This window comes from Novosphingobium sp. Sphag1I (assembly GCF_056279125.1).
The window spans coordinates 49,201-70,827 of the sequence record NZ_JBWBQS010000017.1 but is presented as its reverse complement, the minus strand read 5'-3'; the positions used below and the strand labels follow the sequence as shown (position 1 = coordinate 70,827).

Sequence of the window (21,627 nt, the reverse complement as noted above, 5' to 3'; positions counted from 1 at the left end):
GCTCCTTCTGCGCAGTAAGCCGGACTGCCAGGGGGGCTGTGGCGGGCAGACCGATCCAGGCCCGGCTCGGCTTCGCAGAATGGGGGAAGAGGGGTGCTCATGGCGTGGCAATCCCTGCGCAGCAGATCGTCTTCTCAAAGACCATGAACTGGGCATTGTCCTTGCCCGGTGCGTGTTTGGCCGAGGTCCAGAGCGAACCGGGGCGGCCGATATTGACGCATTTGCCGCCTTTGACCGGCTCCATGATCTGGAGCTTGTAGCGGCTCTTGGTCCAGATCGGCTGGGCCTTGAACGAACAGCCATCCGATGAGGAAATGGTCGAAAGACCCAGCCGCCCCATCATGAAAATGCCGCGTGCGGCAAGGCCGGCCCAGGCCTCGACACTGTCGCTGAAATGGATGTCGCCCGCGATGGGATAAGTGTTGCCCCAACTGCCCATGCACCAGAACAAGGGATCGAGCGTGGTGCCCGCGGCCGCCGCTGCGCTGTCGGCCATGCAGGCAAGGCCGGCGGCGGGATTGCCGAACAGGATGCTCTCGGGCTGGATGATCGCGCCCAGTGTCCCTGATTGCCAGGTCGGCATGACCTCGGTGATGAGTGCGACATCGAAACCCTCGTCGGTAAAACAGGGCAGGTCGGTGAACATGTCGAGCATCTTCCAGACCGGAGCGATGTAATAGTGCATCTGAGCAAAGAGCTTTTGGGTGTTGGTGCCATCGGCCATCGAGGACTGGCTGCCCTGAAGTCTGCCGCCCGTTGCCATCAGGTCGGCGCCGAGACCCATCATGCAGCCCGGCTCGGTCACGACATCGACCATGCGGCTCGGCGACCAGAAACTGACCTTGAGCCCGAACCAGAAGCCGGCGCCCTTGCGGCAGGCGCAGAGCGGTTTGGAGGCGCTTTGCGCATCGAGCGATTTGTCGAGTCTGTCGCCGCCGATGCGCACGCCGCCGATGGTGATCGGGAAGATGCAGGACCAGCGGACCTTGGTCATCGGGTTGAAGACGGTGCCGGCCTCGCATTGCGAAGCATGGGCAGGGCTGGAGATAGCGGCGAGCGAGGCAAGGAGCGCGGCGCCGATGGCGAGTGCAAGGTGGGGTCGCCTCATGTGCCTGCCCTCCGGGGCGGCAGACGATATTCGTCGAGTTGGAGGCGCTGGCCGACCTGATGGACGATGACCGGGGCGACAGTCAGGCCGAGGCGTTCCTTCACCCGCGGTTCGAGGATGAAGAGCGCGCGCGCCTTCTTCCTGCCCAGAGTGATCGCATCGCTGTCCTTAGGACCGCCTGCCGCCAGCAGGATGAAATCGCTCTCCTTCGCGCGGGTAAGCGCCCAGTCGAGATCGCGCGGCGCCACGATGATGAGGTGCTGGGCCAATATCACATAGGAGAGCGGGTTAAACGTGTAGCCCTTGGCGTAGAGCAGGCGCCCGTCGGGCAGGCGGATGTCCTCCTCGAGCGTGTGGAAGGGCACGGAAAACCGGGTCCGGTTTACGGGCGCGGGAGCCAGCGCAGCGGCGCGAAGGGCCTGCCACCGGTTCATCGGCCCGAAACGGCCGGCCATTGTCGCGGGCTGGGCAGCGACCTTGCTCTCGATCTCGCTCAACGGGTCGGCCTCGGCGATCGGGAAGGTCCGCCCGATTTTGGAAACCTCGGCATGGGCGAAGCCGGGCAGGGCAAGCGCCAGCAAGCAGAGCTGCCAGACTGCGCAGGGCCTGACGGCGGCCCGGATGCCGCCAGGGAGTATGGTGGCCAGCGAGGTCATGGCCGCCACGCAGGCTTGGCTGCAAAGCCGGTGGCACAGGTGGCGAGAAGGCCCGCTATGCCCGATGCGAGGGGCGGCAGGCCGGAGGCCAGGGCGAGGCAGGCGATGGCAAGCCCTGCGGTCAGCGCCAGGGCTTCGTCGGCCATATCCATCCGGTCCTGGCCATCTGCCCCGACCTCGCCCGAGGGGCCGAGCAGATCCTCGATCAGATGGTCGTCAGCATCGTCTGGGACCGGCGCCAGACTGGCAAGGCTGCGGGGCAGCGTGGTCTTGCCGCCGCTCACCGCTTGTCGCTCCGCGCCTTGCGGAGCGTCTGCCGCCAGAGCGACATGCGCGTGAGCAACCGGCTCGTCAGCGCCGACAGGCCGATCAGCAGCATGCCGGTCAGCAGGCAGGCGATCCCGACCAGCACCGCGTTCTGCAGCGCGGTGCGGAAACCATGGTTCATGGCGAGACCTGCGCCCAACAGCAGGGCGGCCATCATCACGCTCTCGATGAAGACGAGACGCAGCCGCCAGCGGATCGCCTCGCGTTCGGCTTCGATCGCGGCCAGCTGCGAGGGCAAGGGTTGGGGGGACTCGCTTTGACCATAGTGGATCGGCAGCTGGTCGGGATGAGGCTTGCGTCCGTTCATGGTTGCATATCCTTCTCTTTGGGGAGGATCTCGGCCGGATCGACACCGGCCAGATGGCAGATCGCTTCGAGCGGGCTGGCGCCCTGCCGGATCAGGCTCTCGAAAGCGGCGACCTCGCGCGGGGCTGAGGTGTTGATCCAGTAGGAGAAAGGATCGACGACAAGCCGCGCGATGCCGACGCCCAGCGGGCTGTCGATGAAGATCTCGCTGTAATGGGGCTTGGCGTTGCGCACCGATTTGAGGAGGTCGAGCAGGAAGGGCGAATAGTCGATGATCCTGTTCTCGGCTGCCTGCGCATAGGTCGAGCCTTGCAGCAGGAAGCGCGTTGCGGCGTTCTCGAGGATCACCTGTCCGGTGCCGCCAAACAGCAGCAGGTCGTTGAGGCTTTGCAGCACCACGCCGAAGCTGCCCTGATATTTGCGGGCGCGGCGATAGCCCTGACCGAAGGCCTCGGCGAGACGCGAGAGATCCTGGCCTTCCGAGCGGGTGAGGAATTGCGCGGCCTCGTCACACAGCACGAAGCGGGGCCGGTCGCGGGCCGAGAGATAGAGCTCCTGCGTCACCGCATTGACCACGACCATGACGATTACATTGAAGAGATCGGGCATGGCCTTGAGGCGTTCGAGTTCGAGTACCACGAATTCGTCGCGGGAAATGTCGAAGCTCGAGGGACCGTTGAAGAAATGGCCGTAAGCACCGTCGGAGGCAAAATCGCGCAGGTTGAAGGCCAGTTCGCGCGCGGTGGGCACCAGATGCTCGACCCGGTCGAGGTCGCTGGTTGCTTCAGCGGGGTAGGCGCCGAGCCAGTGGCGCACCGCATCGATACCGTCCTGCGCTCGCCCGCTCTCGATCGTCCATTGCACGGCGGATTTGAGCAGATTCCACTGCGAGGTCGATACGCCTTTGCGGGTGGCGGCATTGGCCATCTCGGCAACGATGGCAACCGCCATCGAGATGGCCGACTGCTTGTCCTCGCCATCGAGGGCAAAGCCCATGTCGAAGGGGTTGAGCACGAGGCGTTCCTCGCCAATGTCGATGTAGCGGCCCGAGCAGAGCGTGCAGAGCTTGCGATAGGACCCGCCGATATCGATGATGCGGATGAGTGCGCCTTGCGCAAAATATTGCTGACACAGATTGTTGAGCAGGAAGCTTTTGCCGGCTCCGCTTTCGGCTGAGACGATGAAATTGTAATTGTTGATGCGCGGATCGAAGAGGTCGAGTGTGACGAGCTGGCCCTTCCGTCCGGCATAGAGCAGGGCCGGACGCCCGCCGCCGCGAAAATCGCTCTGGACCGGGCTGAGCAGGACGGCGGCTTTCACCGGCATTTTAAAATCGCGTTCGAGCAGGCGCATCGTGCGCTTTTCCGGATAGAGCCCGAAAGGCAGGCTCATCGGCAGCAGCACCGGATTGAGGTAGCTTTCCTCCTGTATCATCCAGGGCAGAGGTTCTGCTTCCCACAGCCGTTTGGCGCGCGCGGCCATCTCGCGGGCCTCGGCGCGGGTTTTGCCAAAGACCCAGACGATGGGAATGATGGTGAGGAACCGGCTGCTTCCGGCCTCGTCGAGCACCCAGCTGATCTCCTCGATCTGCTTGCCGACCTCGACGGCAAAGGAGCCGGCGGCCTTTTGGGCGGAAAGGATCTGGGCGCGCTTGTGGATCTCGAATTGCGAATGGTCGAAAAGCACGTTGAGGGTGAAGAGGAACGGTCCCCCGATCTGGTCGCTGTCTTCAGCCGCGCCGCGCATGCCGCCCAGCAGCCGGTTGGCGCGTTCGGCGGTGATGCGGCGCGCCGGGCTGCGCGGGGTCAGGCAGCGGGCGACCTGGTTGCCGAGAAAGACTTCGGGCCCATCAAAGACAAGGTCGGGTCCGGCATCGATGATCTGCTTGCGGATTGGGCGGTACAACGCTCCATCCTCGCCATCATCAAAATGGCCCGGAGCATGGGCAGTGAGGCCATTGAAGATGCGGCGATAGAGGCTGACCGTTTCCTGCGGCTCCATCGCACGGATGGAGAGTTTGGCGAGTTGTTCCTCGACCTGTCTCCGCAGATCCTGACCCAGCTTCTGCCTTGTCTTGACCGAGAGGAAGAGGCGGAAGTCGCGCAGGGGTATACCGCGGAGCGCATCCAGCCCGTCGGTGCCTGCGCGCAGATAGTCGGCCATCCGCCGCGCCGAGGCCTGGATCAGCGGGTCGGGCCTGGTCTTGAGATCGAGGAAAGCGTCGAGTGCGTCATCGATCACCGGATCGGCGAGGCTATGGAGCTGCAGCACCGTGCCTTCGGGGAAATGGATATTGAGGAGGCCTGTCAGCGCCTGCTGGACATGGGAAAACATATAGGCAGAGGGGGTCAGTTCCCAGCCATAGGCCCAGCCATCGTCGATGCAGATGAACGCCTGTTCCTCACCGTCCCAGGCGACGAGCGGCAGGAAGTCGCTATAGGCCTCGCGCGCGACCGCGCGCCGGAGCCGGGCGAAGGTGAGGCCGCCCGCGCCTTCATGAGCAGGCGCGTTCATTGGCCCTGTCCTTCGGGCGGCGCGGGAACGGGGGCGGGATCGCCCTGCGCCGCAGGATTGCCCGCAGACTTTTCCTTCACCTGTCCCAGCACCGGCAGGCGCGCGGCGGGCGCGGCGGAGCCTGCCAGATAGTCGCCGACCACCCATTGCGGGCGCTCAAGGATCGAATAGACGTAGCGCGGCATATAGAGCCGGTCGGGCTTCTCGCGATCAGCGTAAGGCATGATGAGCGTGCGCACGGTGTGTCCAGCGCGCAGCATCGGGGTCTCCGGCGCCTCGATCAGGCCCTGCATTTCGCGGTAGAGACTGTCGCGATAGGACAGATAGGGCACGGTTTTTTTGCCCTGCGTCTTTGCCTGCGGCGCAGCGGGCGCGGTGGCATCGCCGGTGATGGCACGATCCTTAAGCATCGCCTTGTCATGGGTGACGGCGGGATCGGAATGCGAGGGAATGCCTGTGACCGCATCGGCATAGGCCCGGTCGGGATGGATGCACTGCCCATGGTCGCGGTTCCTGCAGGAGAACTTCTCGCTATAGGGCGACATCATCGAACCGATGGTTGTGCAGCCGTTCAGCAGGGACAGCGCGGCGATCGCCAGAGCCGGGCATGGAAAACGGCGGGCGGCGAACCGGGCGGCGGCACGGTTTCTGCGGCGCTGGCCTGCACGGGACATCGACGTGGGCATGGGCTGATCTCCTGAAAAGTTGCGGGGCATCAGAACCTCTCCCCGGCGGCAGGCTTGATCTCGAGGGTCACGCCCTCCTGGATCACAACCACGACGTCCTTGGCGGCGCCGACCTCGACGATGGGACCGGCCTGACGTGCGAGATCGAGGTAGAAATCGCTCAATTTGTCCGAGGATTTGGAAATGCCGCCCGCAAGGCTGCTCTTGGCGGCATCGCCTGCATTGAGCGTGCGGATCGAACCCAGCGCCGAGGTCGAGGTCGAGCCGAAACTGCCTTCGACGGCACTCGCAAAGCCCGAGGCGGCGCCGGCGAGGAAAGTGCGGGCGAGCGCCGCGCCCGCGCGGGTGACGACCTTGCCCGACAGGCCCTTCTTGCCGTCGGTATCGACGAAGAAGCCTTTGACCGGCTGGTCGACCACCGAATGCTCGTCAAAATCAACACAGGAAAGCGAGACGAGCTGGACCTCGACCCTCTCCTTGGCGAGGCTGCCGGTGGCATTGCCGATGACAAAGCAGCCCGAGAGGTTCGCCTTAACGTCATTGGGCAGCACGGCAGGGGCCTGAACCCTTGCAATCAACGGTTCGGGGTTTTGCGTCGCATCACGGCTCGCCATGGCGTCGATACCGGTGAGCAGCCGCGCCTTCATGAAACCAGGCGGTAAAAAGATCGTCCTGGTCTTTTTTTTAGCGCCATTCGGGGACCGATCCTTCGCGCTCGAACCATCGGCGGCGGCGGGCAGAAGGCTGCTGGTGGCAGAACCGATGGCACCGACGCTCTTTTCCTGCGGCGGGGCGGGGGGAGCGGGCGGTGTGCTCTGGACTGACATGTTCGCGGGCGGCGGAGGCAGGCTGTCGAGTTCGCTGCGCTCCCCTGGCCGGCTGCGCCCGGCGACAGGCGGGCTGGCGGGAATGTCGAGATCGGGAAGCGCGGGGGGCAATTCACCCGTATCATGGGCGCCGCTGACGGGTTTTGCGGCAGGACTGATCTTGCCTTCCTCGATGGCGGTGATGCGCTCGGCAAGCTGCTGCTGGCCTTCCCGGATCTGCTGAAAGTCCCCGTGCAGCTTGGTCTCGAGACTGTCGCCGCGCAGGCCTGTTCCCATTTCCAGCTTGGTTGCACTGACCTGGGTGGCTGCCTCGTTCTTTGAGGGTGAGGAGGCGGTGTAGAGACCGTAAGCCAGCATCAAGGTCGCAAGGCCGACAAGGCCCTGCTTGACGCGCAGCCGTCTCCGGGCCGACAGCGCCTGCCAGCGTGCTCTGAAATCGGGAAACGGATTTGGCGATGAAGCCCTGTCAGGTGACGTGCTTTGCCTGTCTTCCTGTGCGGCGCGATTGAGCTGGTCCTGATAGGAGCTCGCATCACGAGGCATTTGCTGCTCAGCCTGTCCGTTATCGCTCATCGGATCGGGCGGGGGAGGATTGCTCATTGGCCTGCCTCCCGGCGTACGACGATCACCCGGGCGGGTTCTCCGACTTTGAGCGCCAGATGGTCGGCGCTCACCGCGAAAATCCGCGTGCCGAAAATGCGGTTGAGGAAGGCGCGTTCATCGAGCGTGGTGTCTGCCGCAACCTCGATCCGGTATTCCGAAGCCGAAAGGCCTGCGCCCTCGATCTCGACCCGGCGGTTCTCGGTGATGCGCGCACCGGGCAGGGCGGCAAGGGCAAGCGCGCCTGCGCGCGGCGCCACGCTCGAAAAGCTGGCGGGGATGCGGTCCTGGAGCATGGCAAGCGTGATCGAGACCGCACGTTCTTCCTCGACCAGCGGGCCGAGCAGATCGTCATTGGCCCGCGCGCGCTGGGCCTTGCCCGGCGCGAGCGTCACGGTCTGGGCGGGGATCTGCGAAGGCTCGGCATAGAGAGCATAGATCGCCCCGTTGCATGAGACGAAGAATTCCGACGGCTGGGTGACATAGCTGCGGGTAACCTGGCCTGCATCGTCGATTTCCTTGACCAGAAACTTGATCCAGGCATCCGACCCGGCCTTTTCGACGGCGATCGCTTTCTCGGCTGAGAATTTGACGTCCTCGATCTCGCCGCCAAGACACACGACATGGTTCACGTCGCGGTTGGACAGGCGGATCGTGCTGGTCTGATCGGGAAGGGCGGACATGGTACGGCCTGAGGCGGCAGATTCTGCTGCATGCTGGGGCTCGAGCTTTTGCGGTCCGACACTGCCTTTCTCAACATTGTGCTGAGCGAAATGCTGGATCACGGCCTTCTGGGCGCGAAGCGTTCCGGTTGCAGTCATGGCCAAAGCAGGGAGGAGCGAGATGGTAAGGGCGCGCGGCAGTGTGCGCACCGACCATGCGGGATCAGCGTGTTTGGGCATCGAACTTGTCCTCGATGAGATGGGTGAGCCAGAAGCGACCGTTCTCGATGGCGTAGCCAATGCGCAGGTTGCCCCGGAATTTGCGGATCGTGCCGCCGATGACCCGCACCTTCTCGACCGGCACGGTGATCTCGCTGGCGCTCCAGGTGACGGGCTGATCGGCGCGGATATAGGTGGCGATCGAGAGTGTCGGATTGTCCGAAAGATCATCAAGAATGGCGTTGAGACTGTCGCGCATCGCATTGTAGGCCGATGGATGGGCGATGCCGAGCAGCGCCTGAAACTGCTGGCTGGCAGAGTAGGCCGAATAGGTTCCGGCCAGCGCCACTACATTGCGGGTTATCGCGCGCAGATAGTCGCTCGAAGGCACACTGCCGGTGACATAGAGATCGCCGCCCGCGCCGAAGGGCACGATCACCGTGCGCCGGTTCTGGTCGGAGGAATAGATCTCGGCGCCCAGCACCGCCGTGATGGCAAAGAGGCCGACAATCGCGAATTTGAGCAGGCGGTTCTCTTCAAAGAGATTGGCCGAGCCCTGCAGGTAGCGATGGATGCCAAAGCTGGCAGGCTTGCCGAGCAGGGGATCAACCTCGTTCTGCCGATGGCGTTTTGGGAACAGCATCGCGCACCTCATTCGAAGAAGCGGGTCTGGGTCGGACCCGGATAGTGGGGGAAGGAGACGAGGCCCCAGCGCCAGGCCAGATGCGGCAGGAAACCGCGCGGCTTGGAGCGCTTCCATGGGATGAAAAGGAGAAGAGCCGCGACAAGACCCCAACCGGGCAGGCCGCCGACAATCGTGGCGACAAAGATGCCCGAGAGCGCCAGCACGAACTCGTCCGCGGCAAACCACAGGATCTGCACCGGGCGATGGAGGTATTGGGGCAGGCGTTCGTCCACGTCTCTTCTCCTTCCCGCTTACGAACCCGGACAGAAGCCCGAGTTGGGCCGGACCCGTTTGTTCGGGGCCGGTTGAGGTTCGCGCGCGGCAGGCGTATCGGCGCCCGCCGGGCCGATGGCGTCAGATCAGCATGCCGAAGGTCTGGAGGATCGAGTCCGACTTGATCAGACAGACCGCCGCCACGATCGTGGGGATACCGATCATGATATTGGAAAACAGGCGCGAGACGCCGAACAGGAAGGCGGCGACCCCGCCGACGAAGCCCAGCGGTCCCTTGACGCCCTTGTTCACGACGATGTCGTAAATGTCGTAACCCAGATCGCCCTGTGCCGGCGCTGCAAAGGCATGGGCAACGCCGGTCGTGGCGACCAGAGCGAGAAGGCCGATAAGCGCGACATCGGAGCGTGAAACGGTTCGGGCCAGCAACTGTGCCATCGTCCGGCCGCCGATAGGGTTCTTGTGAAAAAGTCTGATCATGGTGGTATTCCCTCTGCAAGAAAGCCGTCCGTGAGCCTGTGCCGCGGGGAAATTCCGTTGGCTGCCGGCGCGCGTGTCGGACGGCTTCATGGAGCCGCGTGCGTCGGCATTTCGATCCGCCGGGCTTGCGGGCGATCCCGCAGGCGCCGGAGCGGCCGCCAGAAAATGGGAAGCTGGATCAGCGTGTATCCGGTTTTGCCGGGAGGGCCGGGGAAGCAGCCGGAGGTTTGGCCGCCTCCGTCTTGGGTCCGGGTTTGGCATGGCTGGCCAGAAAGGCTTCGAGTTCGCCTTGCTGGAATCCGGAGACGAGCTTGCCGTCGAGGATCAGGGTTGGTGTGCCGGTGATGCCCACTTTGGCGACCAGCGCGGCATCATCGGCAACCTTGGCATGGCCTTTGGCGCATGTGGCAAGCGGGGCGGGCGCCGCGCCGCTGTAGAGCGCCTTGAAGCTGGCCGCAGGGTCAGGAGAACACAGGATATGCTCGGCCTTGGCGGCGGCTTCGGGATGGATCCCCGATACGAAATAGATGAGGCGTCGAACCCGCTTGCCTTCAGCCTGTTTGCTCGCCCAGAAGCGGTCGAGCGCTCGGCAATAGGGGCAGTCGGGATCGGTGAACTCGATGACGGTCGGGGCGTCTTGCGGGCCAAGGATGAGCGCTTTGGCCGGGTCGATGGCGGAGATGCGCTTTTGTACGCGGGCGCCTTCGGCCAGTGCCGTCACGTTGACGCCATTGGTGTCATAGACTGTGGCAAAGAGGATATGCCCGCTTTGCGGGGCGTAATAGAGGATGCGGTTGCCCGCGCTGGCTTGATAGATCGGGCCTTTGACAGGCGCCGGGCCGAAGTCCTCGAAGGCGAGATTGGCGAAGCTCTGATGGAGTTGGCGTTCGGCCTCGGCAGCGGCGCTGGCGATTATGGCGGACGGTTCGGACGTTTGGGCCATCGCGCTGCCCATGGCCAGCATGGCGGGGAGGGCGTGCAGCGTTGCCGTCAGCGTGCTGGCGCGGCTCACTTGCTTTGCTCCCGAACCTCAACGGGGGGCGCTGGCGAGGGATTGTTTCCCTGCAGCATCTCGCTGTCGAGCCAGATGTTGCTGCCGAGCCGTTGCGGGGGCAGGCGCAGGAATGAGGCTGTGCGGGGGGAGGGTTCTGCCACCGGGACGGAGCGCCGGGTGATGATGAAGCTGTCGGCCCGGTTGATGATAGCGAGCGGCTCTGTGCAGCTCGTCCCGTGCGCGTCGGCTTGCTGCGGGGGCTGACAGGCCTGTGCGAAGGAGGCTGGCAGCGCGAGTGCCAGCATGGCCGTCATCATCTTGCAGGGCGTAAGCATCATTCGCCTCCTCATGCCGCGCCGCCTTGGGCGGAGCGTGTTGGGGACGGAAGGGCGTATTTTGCCGAAATGGTCGGTACACCCCTCGTCGGGATGGATCAGGGGATGCGCTCTGATCGGCCGACCGGGCAACGGAGGAGGAAATGTGTTGCCGGTTTGGGGAAGTGAGGTGCCGATAATCGGAAGTTCATTGCCTCAAACCGGAAGTGAAGTTCCGGTTTCCTGGTTTGTTCTTGGGTCGCGGTGAGTCGGGATCTCGCGGCGGAATGGGTCTTTGGGCAGGGTAGATTCGCGGTCACGCTTCGGTGTGAGAGGCGGAAGGGGGGCGCCATGCAGACAACGAAATCGCGGGCCTACAAGCTTCAACTGTCGCCGGAAGGCATTCAGCTCTTTTTGCGCTGTCATTATCGGCTGTGCCGCTTGGCGGGTGATCTGTTGCCTTACGGCACGACCCTGCTGGTTGCGGTCACCCTGCTGGACGAATGTGATGGTGATGCGCAGGCGGGCGAGGTGCTCGATCCCGATCTTGCGCGTTATGGGGGCAGGATTTATCGCTATGTGGGGACTTCGTCAGCGCTCTCAGCGGCGATCAGCAGGATTGGGGAGAGCATCGGGCGGACCGGCCTGGTTCATCCGACGCCGCCGGTGTGGAGGCTGTTTCTGGCTGCGTTGGCGCATATGGAAGGGGTGGCGGTTGACAAGCTGTTACGAGGCTTGGGCATTGAGATTTATGATGCGATGGGAACACCTTCAAACTCATGACATTTTGTATATTTGTTCCTGGGTAGGATGACCGAGGCTGAAACTGTCCGGAAGGGCCGCTCTGGTTTTGGAAGCGCTCCGAATTGCCTTTATGGAATGGCCCGCCCCTTATCCTTCGGTATCATCTATGATGCCGGTGTCTGAAAAGGGAAAGGAACGGACCGGTGTCTATTGTGATCCTTGGTGTTGATCTGGGCAAGAACTCTTGCAGCATAGTGGGCGTTGATGGCGCTGGCGCAGTGATCGTGCGGCGCTCGATGCGCCAGCAGACGCTGATTGACTATGTACTGAAACTTTCACCATGCGTGGTGGCGATGGAAGCCTGCTGTGGCGCTCATCACATGGGTCGCCTGTTCAGGGCGCAAGGCCACGAGGTTCGGCTCATGCCACCGGAATATGTCCGCCCCTATGTCAAGGCGCAGAAGAATGATGACCGCGATGCCGAGGGGATCGCTGAGGCCGCATCGCGGCCAACGATGCGCTTCATCGAACTCAAAACCCAAGCGCAGCTGGATATCCAGACTCTCCATCGGGTACGTTCGCGTCTCGTGGCGGAGCGTACGAACCTCATCAACCAGGCGCGGGCAATCCTGCTGGAACGTGGCGTGATCTTCCCGGCAGGACGCCGCAAGTTTGAGCTGGGTCTCGATAGCATGCTTGCCCACAATGATGATGGGGCGTTATCGCCTCGCCTGCGCAAATTGATGCGCGACTTGCGCGCCGAATGGCAGGCACTCGACAAGAAGATCGAGACCCTCAACGGCGAGTTCATTGAAATGGCGCGGCACGATCCTGACGCGCGGCGGCTCACTTCAATTCCTGGTGTCGGGGTCTTGAACGCTACCGCTCTGGTGGCAGCTGTCGGCAACGCCAGCGGTTTTGCCAAGGCACGCGATCTGGGCGCCTGGCTCGGACTTGTTCCTCGTCAACACACGACGGGCGGCAAGCCACGGCTGCTCGGCATATCCAAGCGCGGTAACACCTATTTGCGTACACTGTTGATCCACGGTGCCCGAGCCGCGCTGCCGTCGCTCTCCAAGAGCGATACACCGTTGGGGCGTTGGTTGGGCGCAATGATCGAGCGAGGCGTTCACCGCAACGCGGTGGTCGTAGCGCTGGCCAACAAATTGGCGCGGATAGCTTGGGTGGTGTTGCGCAAGGAAACCAATTTCGAACGCGCCTATGCCGCTGGTGTATAATTAAGATCGCCGCGCGCCCTTACACGCGTAGCCCACGAGGTTTGCAGGAAGGATCGTAAAGATGGCCTGACAGTCAATCGGCGTTTGGAAAGCCCGGTGAACGAAGTGGCACTTGATGCCGTTGCCTTTTGGGGGCTCCAGACGTGCGGATGTCCATCTTGGCCATGGGATATCCCATGAGACCGTATACGTTGACGCAGACTGATCAGAACACCGAAAAATTCTGCTTGCAAACGGGGCGGGCCATACGTTCGTTCATGCAGATAGATTGCACCATCAACGTCCAGCATGCTGTGGTCTCTGTAAGGTCAGTCTCAAAAGCCATGGAAGGGCAATCCCCTTGCCATACTGCGAGCCTACCACCATCTTGCGTATCCATACGGGGGGCGTGGCCATGGAAGTTAATCTGCGGGAATTGCACGGCAATTGGGACAAAGGCTTCGCCCTTCATAAGCAAGTTTTGAAAAGCGTTTGCATTGGCCATTACGATAATGGGCGTCCAAAGTTCGATACCGAGCGTTCGGAGCCGGGAGAGGCGCTGTTTCGTCTCAAATATCGTGGTGATTACAACCAGGCCGAGCCGTTGGCACAAGCGATGCGCGATCATATCGTGCCTGCTCTGAGTGATTTCGCGATAGTCATACCGATGCCAGCGTCAACGCCACGCCCGCGTCAGCCGGTCCACGAAATCGCCAAAAAGCTGGCCGTGAAACTCGGTTTGTTTTACGCGAATGGGTTGCTGACCAAAATGCCACCGCCCCCCGGCACGCCAGCGATCAAGGATCTGGCGACCAAGACGGAAAAGGCCGCCGCCCTGGCCCACAGCTTCGTGCTGAATCCCGCGATCATTACGAACGACGGGAAATGGGGCGCTTTGCTGGTCGATGATCTATATGATTCCGGCGCAACGCTAGAAGCGGCTTGCGCGATTCTGCGCGGATATGCGAAGATCAGCCAAATTTTTGTAGCAACTTGCTCATGGTGACAGAGATGGAAACGGTCTTCATTGCAGGTTCGATCGCGATCAGCCGGCTCGATCAGCGGGTTAAGGATCGGATCTCGAAAGCGGTGAGTTCGGGGCTGTCCGTGGCGGTCGGCGATGCCGACGGCGCGGACACCTCGATTCAACAGCACTTGGCTAGCATCAACGCTGAGCATGTAACGGTCTATTGCAGCGGCGATCGGCCGCGCAACAATGTCGGCGACTGGGCAGTCGAACATGTCTATCCAGATGCTGAGCCGGGTACGCGCGCCTATTTCACAGCAAAGGACGTGAAGATGGCAGAGGCGGCCCATTACGGCCTGATGATCTGGGACGCGAAAAGCACCGGCACCTTGAGCAACGTGATTGAGCTGCTGAAGGCCAAGAAAGCGTCGGTGGTGTTCGTCAACAAGGCCAAAACGTTCGTGAACGTCAAGGATGGCCGCGCCCTCGAAACGCTGCTGGCCAATATGTCAGACGTGGCGAAGGCGAAGGCCGAAAAGAAGATGGGGCTGTCGTCAAAGGTCGCCGCGCTCAATCAGCCGCAATTCGCGCTGTAAGCGATGCGGTAAGGAAAGAATTGTGGGCATTTTGAAACGCGCACGCCGCATCGCGGTCGGCCTGATCGCCGGAGCCAGTCTGGCCACGTCAGTCCGTGCAGGCGAGCTGGTGCAATGCTCTCACGCCGGCGTGGCGGACATCTCAATATCGCTGGGAATCCGAACGCGGTTTGGTGAAGCCCTGGGCTGCATCAAGGCCCCGTTTGCGGTTGATATGACGCCCTGCGCGCCCGCGAACGGCTTTGGCATGTCGGCAGGCACGGGCACAGCGCCATTGGTGGGTATCACGCACCAATGGCAGGGCTATATGAACCATATGGGTCCGGTCATGGGCTTTCGGATGGACGAAAGCAGCTATGACTTTTCCGGCATGTTCGTTGGGTTCGGGAAGATGACGCGGCAGTGGGATTTCCACTTGTCGCGGATCACCGGTAAGGGGTTGGCCAAGGTGCCGGGAAAAGCCTCCGTCACCTATGATTGCACCTCGGTTCGACAAAAGCTCTGATCAGAGCCTTGACCGCGCGGAAGGGTTGTCGAGCCCACTTCGGCTGCGCCGCAAAGCGGCTCCGCTTCCCCGGCGAAATTTATTTTCGCCTAGGGGCAAAAACCGCCCGTTTTGGGCAGCGTTGAGCGTGGCAACGAATCTTCCTGTAACGGGTCCGCTAAACACATCTAGCTTGAAGGCCAGGGTCGGCGTGATCGGGAGAATGGGTTGATGCGGCGCGTCGGGCACGCAGAACTCACCCTCGCGGGCTGTCAGAAGGCCCCAGGAGTGTCCCGCCATATCAGTCACTACTCGGTCGATGTTGAGCCTGATGACGGGAGCGGCAATGTCGCGCGCAGCGATGCTTCCGTCCGCTCTGAAACCGATTATGCTATTCTTTTCGAGGTTTTCGAGTTCGTCCCGCGTATAAGCAACACGAGGCGTTCCTGACGTCTTTAGCGTCTGACTGACAAGCTGACGGTGGTAGGCACGCGTACCCCACAGAGCAAAAAATTCGGTGATGGTATGCTGCCGCGCAGGACTGGTGCGGAATTGACCTTCGGCCAGCACATCATCCGTGAGCTGCTGGAAACAGTCCTCGATCTGCTTCATGAAACCCTGCTCAGCCCCATGGCTCCACGCGCGATCGGCGCAGAACATAGAATCGTTAGGCCGTGCCTTTCGACGTTTACCATTTTTTCAATCGAGCAGATCGACGCCGCCGGCTTCGACGAACCGTTCGATGCTCTTAGCCGGGTAGACATGCTGCCTGATCGTCAATTCGTGCGGGTTACCCGGTTGGGTTTTCTCGGATCGGCTTGGCTTGTCCATGATACGTATCCCGAGCGCATTGAAATGGTCGTTTCGATGATTAGCAAGCCGATATTATCGCTTCTTTCGATATATGTCCGCTGGCTCTACGGTCGGTTGATCGACAGCGAAAGCACCGTTTAGTGTTCAGCTTGGCGGTTGCTGTATGAACGACCGGCTGCTGTCTGAGAGCTAATCCGAGGTGCTCAACAGCAACTCTGTCGGCGCGGTTCCGACAACACTCCGTGGACGATGGAGCAGGAAGCTTGGCGAACGTTTATGCATGCTGTTTTTCGATGAGGTGAACCTCGACCGTGAACCCCATGAGTTCAAGCCTTTGCGCGGCCGATCTCAGGCTGACCTTGCTGAAGAAGGGCAGGCCGAGCTTCTTCGAGCACTTGTAGGCATGGCGCATGATGCCATACACGATACGGTACTCTGACGTGGTTGGTTTCTTCTGCCGACCGTCAGGCAGGACGCTCTCAAAACCCTTCTTTTTAGTTTCCTTCTGCCGCTTTAGCGCTTTGGTGCGCATCTCATTGCGGAAGGTAGCATCGCGCACGAACGATTCCGCCGAGACTACGCCTTGATTCCATAAGTGGCTGATCGGGTCCGATCCATGCCCGTCCTTCAGATGAATAAAGGCCTTGTCCCGCGACAAGAAATCGCAAGGCTCGATATTGGCACCAGTGGCGCTTGCTGGCGAAACCTTGACTTGGTCTAGCATCAGCAAGTCAGGATCGGCATCGAGCTCTTTTATCAGCTCTCGTTCGTTGAGTGCCTTGGTCTTTGCAATCAAGGGCTTGTTGCTGAGAATCTTCTGGAAATCGGCTTCGACACTTCGGTAGAAATCGTTATCGACACAGTACCAATCTCCCGCAAACAAGACATAGGTGCTGCCCTTGTGTATGGTCTCGAACACCATGCAGTCGTAGACCTTGCGCCTGTTTGGTCGCTGACCTTGGCCGTCGATGACGACCCGGATCTCGTGGCTAGCCTTGATATCCTGTATGCCGGTGAGCTCGGCTGGCCTGCCGTTCTTCAATTCGTGGATGTAATCCTCGATGGTCAGCTCGCCGTAGGCCCTTTTGCTACCGCTACGGAAGCCGACGCCGAAAAAACCGATCTCGTGGGACTGTTCCGGATCGATAATCTCAGGGATCGTGAGGTGGAGGTCGGAGGGCTTGTCGGCCAGCAAAAGCTGAATCTCGTCGTAGACGAGATCGTCGAGGGCTTCGGCAATATCGGCCTCCCGCACAGGCGTAACCTGGTCGATGAAGGCATAGTCCTTCTTATAGTCCTGTGCCTCGAACAGCTTGAGCGCCGTCCGACACTTGTCTGCAATGGTGGTCGGAATTATACGGGTGTTTAGAGTCAGAGCGTCGCGACCAGCGAGAGAATTGGCGAAATCGGTATCGGTTGGCACTCCGCCTGCTAGACGGAAAAGGTCTCGTTCGACATCGATCCCGAAGCCGCCCAGGTCGGACTTGCGACTCGCCTGCACGCGCTTCTGGAACGATGTTGCATCGAGTGTTGCAACATCAACGTTTTTAAGGTTGGCCCTTGCCACCGAATTGAGCGCGACCTTAAGGCCGAAGTTGCGTTCGAAGGCATTCGCTTGGAGCGAGAGATGCGCCGCGCCAAAGGCGAAGGCGAAAGTCCGCTTACTTTTCTTCCCCGTGGTGACGTCGAGAAACAGTACCGCCGAACAACTTTGGTTCTGGAGTTTGAGTGGGTCGCCTGCAACGAAGGCGTTGACGAAGCCTAGCCAGCCGGGGGGAGACCCACCCGTCTGTTCGTGAAACAGTCTGCCGGTCGTAGTCGCCTGTTCCGTTAGCTTCTTGTTGTCGCGGACGGACTCATCGACTGTATAATTCTTGCGCAGCAGGCGAATTGAAATTGTGGATGTAGAATCAGCTGGCGCTTTGGTTCGTTTCGCAATCATCAACATTGACCTCACCAATTCCATATTTAGGGAGGATATAGAACGTTCTGTTGGATTTTGAGGAGTTTTTTCGTCTGAAATTGCCTCTGTTCAATTTGGGGGCGCTGGTCCGAAAGAATGTGTACATCCTCTCTCACCCAAGTCACGCATCAGATAATTTGTCTTCCTACCAACGTGACAGTGCGAGGCCATAAAACTTCGCGTTCGGTGCCCATGCTGACCGGCTTGACCTATGACTCCCACGATCAGATCAGGGGTAGGAAATGTCGGGCGTGTCGGCGGATAAGTTTATACCTAGGATGAAATGTGTGCGTCCAGAAAGCGCAGCTGGTTAATGCGATGCTCGGGTCAATCCACAATTTAAGCGTAATGTTGTGAGCTTGCTCAAGAGCGATCTGCGGTGTCATGTCAGGTATTGCCCATAGGAATGTTGACATTGTCAGGTTCTTATGTCACTCAAGCTGACAGGAGGGCTTCGTATGAGTGATGGTCCGTACCGTTCGTTGCCGATGTCGCCGAAGTGGAAGCAGGCCGCTAAGCGGGCCTATCTGTCATCGTTCTCGCCTTCTGAAGTCTCTGAAGCCCTTCAGCAGGCAGCGGAGCGTGACTGTCGTGCGGAGCTGTCGACCGGCCTCTTGCGCAAGGTGACAGCGTTGCTTATCGGGCCGGCCGAGCCGGGGCTCTTCTTCGATCTACCGATCACCGATCTAAATGCGCTGCACCGAGAATGCGCTTCGACCATGGAGCATGGGTTCGTGAACAACGCGATCGAAGCACTGCAGGGCGGCGAACGCGGCCAAGCAGCGCTCCACTGGGCGGCGGAGGCCAGCGTGTCGGATCGCATGCTCGCTGGCTGCCGTCAAATTGAGGAGCATATGCACCGTGAAGCCAACGATTACCGTGCTCGATCGACTCGCGCGCGGCTCGAAGAGGCGCATGGAGGTGTTGATGTGGCCGGCGTCGCGCGGATGATGTTGGGTACTCCTGACGCGCCAGCGCGAACCCGTACCACTGTCTATTCCGGCCTCGACGATGGACCTGCTTTGTGACTGCTAAGGCATATCATGTCGCAGACGCGGTGCCCTACCGCGTTGATGCCATCGAGCCTGGAGAGCCACCGCGCGATGGCGCGCGCGTGGCGACGCTTGGCGAAATCATAACTTTGTCGATTGAAGGGCTGAAGGACTTCTTCTTTGCCAGTTGGCGGCCTGATCTGATTGACCTGCTCGTGATCGCAGCCGCCGTCGAATATTGCGATCTTAGCGTTCGGCGGCCTGCATGGGGCTGGGCACGGTCGTTTGACCTGTTAGTCGCGGTGGATGAAGATGAGAAATGGAGCTCGCCGCCCGTGCGTGACGCACTCGAGGAAGCTCTCGCCTTTCTTACCGGAGATCGGTGGAGCCTGAGCTTTACCAAGCGCCGCAATCCCGTCGAGGAGACCAAATCTCGTCGCCTCGATCTCGACACCCCCGACAAGGTGATCATGCCTTATAGCGACGGACTCGATTCCCGGGCAGTCGCCGCGATCGTCGAGGAACAAGAGAAAGGCGGCCTCGTCCGTGTTCGCCTCGGCTCTAAGGGCGTCGATAGTGCGAAGGTTCCGCGCAAAAAGCGTCGTTTCGCAATTGTCCCATTCGACGTGAAGCTGGGCAAGCGCCAGCGCGTCGAATCGTCTGCTCGCTCACGCGGCTTCAAGTTCGCGGTCATTACAGGGATCGCAGCGCAACTGGCGCCCGTCACTCGTATCGTGGTTACAGAAAGCGGGCAGGGCGCGCTTGGGCCCATCCTCACTTCGTCCGGACAGAGCTATCCTGACTATCGCGTCCATCCCGCATTTACTCGACGCATCGAGAGGCTGCTCTTAGCCCTCACCGACAAGGCCCCAACCTATGAATATCCTCGTATCTGGAACACCAAAGGCGAAACTCTCGCTGCGGCGAGCGCGCTTGCCAACCCACCAACCTGGCACGATACGCGTTCGTGCTGGCAGGATTCTCGTCGCGTTAGCTTTGAAGGTGAGCGTCGCCAGTGCGGTATCTGTGCAGCTTGCATGTTGCGACGCATGAGCGTCCACAGCGCTGGGATTGACGAGCCAAACTCGCAGTATATTTGGGAAAACCTCGGCGCGGCCGAGATGGAAGACGGCGTCGTGGCGGGTTTCTCCGGCATGTCACCCGCTTTTCGCGAATATGGGCTCGCCGGTATCCTGCATCTCGATCATCTCGCGGCGCTCAGCGGTTCTGCTCTGCATGAGCGGGTCGTCCGCCGCGTAGCGCGTGAAACCGCCGATGCGCTTGGGATCGAGATGGCCGAAGGCGAACGGGCTCTGAAGAGTTTGCTGGAACGACATCGATTGGAGTGGCTTGGTTTCCTAGCCAGCCTAGGCAGTCGTTCGTTTGTCGCGCGGGTGGCCATGGTGTCGCCATGGCACTGATTCCGGGCAGCCTATCGCCGAAGGATTTGGGAGATTTACTCCGTCAGGCTCGGGAGAACGCGAAGATCACTCAGGCTGCTGCGGCAGCCGTGCTTGATGTCGCGCGCACCACTTTGGTCGCGATGGAACAGGGGCAGCGTCGGCCGCGGGTCGACGAGCTGCAAAAACTCGCGGTGTTCTATGGCCTGTCGCTCAATGAGTTGCTCCGCCAGGACAGCGTCCGCGTCGATTTGCGGCCGCGCTTCCGTCAATCCGGCGAGCAGAACGAGAGGCTGCAAGCCGCAGTTGATCTGCTCAACCATCTCGTTCAGGCCGAGGTCGAGTTAGAGGATTTATTGGGCATCCAGCGCGCGCGGCTCGATCCGCCCGAGCGTCCGCTGCTGCCGGGCAATGTTGGATCTCAGGCTGAGCAGGATGCAGCTGAACTGCGGCTATGGTTGGGCCTCGGACTGGCGCCGGTCCATGATATAGTGAGCCTGCTTGAACTGCAGCTCGGCGCGCGTGTCTATATTCGCAAGCTCGATCCTAAGATTTCCGGCCTTTACGCCTTCGACGAGCGTGCAGGTGCCTGCATCCTACTCAATGCCGACCATCCGCGTGAGCGCCGCACTCAATCCGGCGCGCACGAACTGGGGCATTTCATCTCGACTCGTCACGCGCCGGATACGCTGCATGACGGCACGCTCGAATCGACCCGAGAGGAGCGCTACGCGAACACCTTCGCGCGCTGTTTCCTCACTCCAGCTCGGGCCGTGCATGTCAAATTTCAGGAGCTGACTGCCGGTGCTTCCAAGCTAACCCGTCGGCACATCATCCTGCTGGCCCATATCTTCGGGGTGTCACGTGAGGCGATGGTGCGTCGCCTTGAAGAGCTGGGGCTCGCGAAGCCCGGCACCTGGGACTGGTTTATCCATCAGGGTGGGATCACCGATGCGCAGGCACGAGAGGTGCTCGGTGACCTGATCCTGCCGGACGATGCAAAAATAGACGCGCGGCGTCAGATTTCGATGCGCATGGGTGTAATGGCCAGCGAAAGCTGGCGCCAGGCTCTGCTCAGCGAGGGGCAGATCGCTAGGCTCCTTCACATTGACCGTGTCGACGCTCGAGCCCTGATTGACGAGTTTGAAGCGGAAGGAGCTGAGACGGATGGATCCCGTTCGTTTTCGGCCTGAACCGCCGCTTGTCGCCGACGCAAGCGTCTGGATAAATCTTGTCGCCGGAGGGCGTGCAGCCGACGTGCTGCGGCCTTTGGCGAAGCCCACGATCATTCCGAGCATCGTGCTAGGCGAACTTGAACGCGGTCGCGATACTGGGCGTAGCGCTTATGCTGCCATCACGCCTCTGATCGCGGCCGGTCACGTCACCGTCATGGATTTGCCGGAGGCAGCGGAGGACATATACCTGAGCTTGGTCGCGGGACGAGCCAGTCAGACGTTGGACGACGGAGAGGCGGCTACACTTGCACTCGCTCTTCACCTCGGTACAACTGCTTTGATCGACGAGCGCAAGGCGATTGGCATCGCTAGAGCGCGCTTTCCTGACTTGATCGTCGCGACTACCACCGACCTTCTGTTAAGCGCATGTGTCCGCTTGGTGCTGGACGCTGACACGCTCGCTGTAGCGCTGTTCGCTTCGCTTACGCAAGCGCGCATGCGGGTTCCCGATCATCTTCTCGATGAGGTCTGTGACTGCCTCGGACCCGAAAGAGTGCGGCTGTGCTTGAGCCTTCCCGCGCGTGTCCGTGCCGGCCTGGCCGAGGCAGCCGAAGCTTCGGAAATTCGCGACTCCGATTGAAAGAAATCGACGCACTCTTGGTCAGTC

Annotated in this window: 25 protein-coding genes; 9 read left to right on the top strand and 16 right to left on the bottom strand. The window is 61.1% G+C overall.

The genetic code is table 11. The features are described 5' to 3' along the window. Positions 1-97 precede the first annotated feature (97 nt). The 13 genes from ACZ9HU_RS18035 to ACZ9HU_RS17975 form a co-directional block, all read right to left on the bottom strand. Positions 98-1,108, bottom strand: a complete 1,011-nt coding sequence (locus tag ACZ9HU_RS18035; RefSeq protein WP_476106983.1) for a TraU family protein — start codon at positions 1,106-1,108, stop codon at positions 98-100. Continuing rightward, positions 1,105-1,764: a conjugal transfer protein TraW gene (locus ACZ9HU_RS18030; RefSeq protein WP_476106982.1), complete on the bottom strand. Its 660-nt coding sequence runs from the start codon at positions 1,762-1,764 to the stop codon at positions 1,105-1,107. Before ACZ9HU_RS18030 ends, ACZ9HU_RS18035 begins: the two co-directional genes overlap by 4 nt. After that, positions 1,761-2,048 carry a hypothetical protein gene (locus ACZ9HU_RS18025; protein ID WP_476106980.1) on the bottom strand — a complete coding sequence of 96 codons (288 nt, stop codon included), beginning with the start codon at positions 2,046-2,048 and terminating at the stop codon, positions 1,761-1,763. Before ACZ9HU_RS18025 ends, ACZ9HU_RS18030 begins: the two co-directional genes overlap by 4 nt. After that, on the bottom strand, positions 2,045-2,398 hold the full coding sequence (locus ACZ9HU_RS18020) for a hypothetical protein (RefSeq protein ID WP_476106979.1): 354 nt from the start codon (positions 2,396-2,398) through the stop codon (positions 2,045-2,047). The genes ACZ9HU_RS18025 and ACZ9HU_RS18020 overlap by 4 nt, the downstream gene beginning before the upstream one ends. Further along, positions 2,395-4,911 carry a TraC family protein gene (locus tag ACZ9HU_RS18015; RefSeq protein ID WP_476106978.1) on the bottom strand — a complete coding sequence of 839 codons (2,517 nt, stop codon included), beginning with the start codon at positions 4,909-4,911 and terminating at the stop codon, positions 2,395-2,397. The genes ACZ9HU_RS18020 and ACZ9HU_RS18015 overlap by 4 nt, the downstream gene beginning before the upstream one ends. Next, positions 4,908-5,597 (bottom strand): TraV family lipoprotein, encoded by a 690-nt coding sequence (locus tag ACZ9HU_RS18010; RefSeq protein ID WP_476106977.1) that lies wholly within the window; start codon positions 5,595-5,597, stop codon positions 4,908-4,910. Before ACZ9HU_RS18010 ends, ACZ9HU_RS18015 begins: the two co-directional genes overlap by 4 nt. A gap of 29 nt (positions 5,598-5,626) precedes the next feature. Beyond that, the gene (locus ACZ9HU_RS18005; protein ID WP_476106976.1) at positions 5,627-7,024 is read right to left on the bottom strand and encodes a TraB/VirB10 family protein; all 1,398 of its coding nucleotides are present in this window, start codon (positions 7,022-7,024) and stop codon (positions 5,627-5,629) included. Beyond that, a complete protein-coding gene (locus ACZ9HU_RS18000) occupies positions 7,021-7,707 on the bottom strand; it encodes a type-F conjugative transfer system secretin TraK (RefSeq protein WP_476106975.1) in 687 nt (228 codons plus the stop codon). The genes ACZ9HU_RS18005 and ACZ9HU_RS18000 overlap by 4 nt, the downstream gene beginning before the upstream one ends. A gap of 202 nt (positions 7,708-7,909) precedes the next feature. Continuing rightward, positions 7,910-8,548, bottom strand: coding sequence for a TraE/TraK family type IV conjugative transfer system protein (locus ACZ9HU_RS17995; RefSeq protein ID WP_476106974.1), 639 nt, complete (start codon positions 8,546-8,548; stop codon positions 7,910-7,912). Between the two features lie 8 nt (positions 8,549-8,556). Then, positions 8,557-8,823 carry a type IV conjugative transfer system protein TraL gene (locus ACZ9HU_RS17990; RefSeq protein ID WP_168603471.1) on the bottom strand — a complete coding sequence of 89 codons (267 nt, stop codon included), beginning with the start codon at positions 8,821-8,823 and terminating at the stop codon, positions 8,557-8,559. A gap of 121 nt (positions 8,824-8,944) precedes the next feature. Further along, positions 8,945-9,259, bottom strand: a complete 315-nt coding sequence (locus ACZ9HU_RS17985) for a hypothetical protein (RefSeq protein ID WP_476107016.1) — start codon at positions 9,257-9,259, stop codon at positions 8,945-8,947. A 220-nt stretch (positions 9,260-9,479) separates the two neighbouring features. Then, positions 9,480-10,265 (bottom strand): DsbC family protein, encoded by a 786-nt coding sequence (locus tag ACZ9HU_RS17980; RefSeq protein ID WP_476107013.1) that lies wholly within the window; start codon positions 10,263-10,265, stop codon positions 9,480-9,482. 44 nt (positions 10,266-10,309) lie between these two features. Then, positions 10,310-10,633 (bottom strand): hypothetical protein, encoded by a 324-nt coding sequence (locus tag ACZ9HU_RS17975; RefSeq protein WP_476106973.1) that lies wholly within the window; start codon positions 10,631-10,633, stop codon positions 10,310-10,312. 327 nt (positions 10,634-10,960) lie between these two features. On the opposite strand from ACZ9HU_RS17975, the gene ACZ9HU_RS17970 reads away from it, so the two are divergent. From ACZ9HU_RS17970 to ACZ9HU_RS17950, 5 genes are all read left to right on the top strand, one after another. Further along, positions 10,961-11,392, top strand: a complete 432-nt coding sequence (locus ACZ9HU_RS17970) for a hypothetical protein (protein ID WP_476106972.1) — start codon at positions 10,961-10,963, stop codon at positions 11,390-11,392. A gap of 176 nt (positions 11,393-11,568) precedes the next feature. Then, entirely contained in the window at positions 11,569-12,591 is a 1,023-nt protein-coding gene (locus ACZ9HU_RS17965) for an IS110 family RNA-guided transposase (protein ID WP_476107011.1), read from the top strand. A 388-nt stretch (positions 12,592-12,979) separates the two neighbouring features. Next, positions 12,980-13,576 (top strand): ComF family protein, encoded by a 597-nt coding sequence (locus ACZ9HU_RS17960; protein WP_476106971.1) that lies wholly within the window; start codon positions 12,980-12,982, stop codon positions 13,574-13,576. A 5-nt stretch (positions 13,577-13,581) separates the two neighbouring features. Continuing rightward, positions 13,582-14,133 (top strand): hypothetical protein, encoded by a 552-nt coding sequence (locus ACZ9HU_RS17955; RefSeq protein ID WP_476106969.1) that lies wholly within the window; start codon positions 13,582-13,584, stop codon positions 14,131-14,133. A gap of 22 nt (positions 14,134-14,155) precedes the next feature. Next, positions 14,156-14,638, top strand: coding sequence for a hypothetical protein (locus ACZ9HU_RS17950; RefSeq protein ID WP_310015650.1), 483 nt, complete (start codon positions 14,156-14,158; stop codon positions 14,636-14,638). Here ACZ9HU_RS17950 and ACZ9HU_RS17945 read toward each other — a convergent pair whose 3' ends face one another. The 3 genes from ACZ9HU_RS17945 to ACZ9HU_RS17935 all read right to left on the bottom strand — a co-directional run bounded on the left by ACZ9HU_RS17945 (position 14,639) and on the right by ACZ9HU_RS17935 (position 17,378). Continuing rightward, complete coding sequence (locus ACZ9HU_RS17945) at positions 14,639-15,229, bottom strand: hypothetical protein (protein ID WP_476106968.1); 591 nt, start codon at positions 15,227-15,229, stop codon at positions 14,639-14,641. It abuts the gene before it with no gap. 87 nt (positions 15,230-15,316) lie between these two features. Continuing rightward, complete coding sequence (locus tag ACZ9HU_RS17940) at positions 15,317-15,448, bottom strand: hypothetical protein (protein WP_476106967.1); 132 nt, start codon at positions 15,446-15,448, stop codon at positions 15,317-15,319. 256 nt (positions 15,449-15,704) lie between these two features. Next, on the bottom strand, positions 15,705-17,378 hold the full coding sequence (locus ACZ9HU_RS17935) for a DUF6119 family protein (RefSeq protein WP_310015647.1): 1,674 nt from the start codon (positions 17,376-17,378) through the stop codon (positions 15,705-15,707). 473 nt (positions 17,379-17,851) lie between these two features. On the opposite strand from ACZ9HU_RS17935, the gene ACZ9HU_RS17930 reads away from it, so the two are divergent. From ACZ9HU_RS17930 to ACZ9HU_RS17915, 4 genes are read left to right on the top strand one after another with little or no spacing between them, the layout of a single operon-like run. Further along, positions 17,852-18,421, top strand: coding sequence for a hypothetical protein (locus ACZ9HU_RS17930; protein WP_310015646.1), 570 nt, complete (start codon positions 17,852-17,854; stop codon positions 18,419-18,421). Between the two features lie 29 nt (positions 18,422-18,450). After that, positions 18,451-19,806, top strand: coding sequence for a 7-cyano-7-deazaguanine synthase (locus ACZ9HU_RS17925; protein ID WP_476106966.1), 1,356 nt, complete (start codon positions 18,451-18,453; stop codon positions 19,804-19,806). Beyond that, positions 19,797-20,978, top strand: coding sequence for a helix-turn-helix domain-containing protein (locus tag ACZ9HU_RS17920; protein WP_310015642.1), 1,182 nt, complete (start codon positions 19,797-19,799; stop codon positions 20,976-20,978). The genes ACZ9HU_RS17925 and ACZ9HU_RS17920 overlap by 10 nt, the downstream gene beginning before the upstream one ends. Continuing rightward, a complete protein-coding gene (locus ACZ9HU_RS17915) occupies positions 20,953-21,600 on the top strand; it encodes a PIN domain-containing protein (RefSeq protein WP_476106965.1) in 648 nt (215 codons plus the stop codon). Before ACZ9HU_RS17920 ends, ACZ9HU_RS17915 begins: the two co-directional genes overlap by 26 nt. Positions 21,601-21,627: the final 27 nt, after the last annotated feature.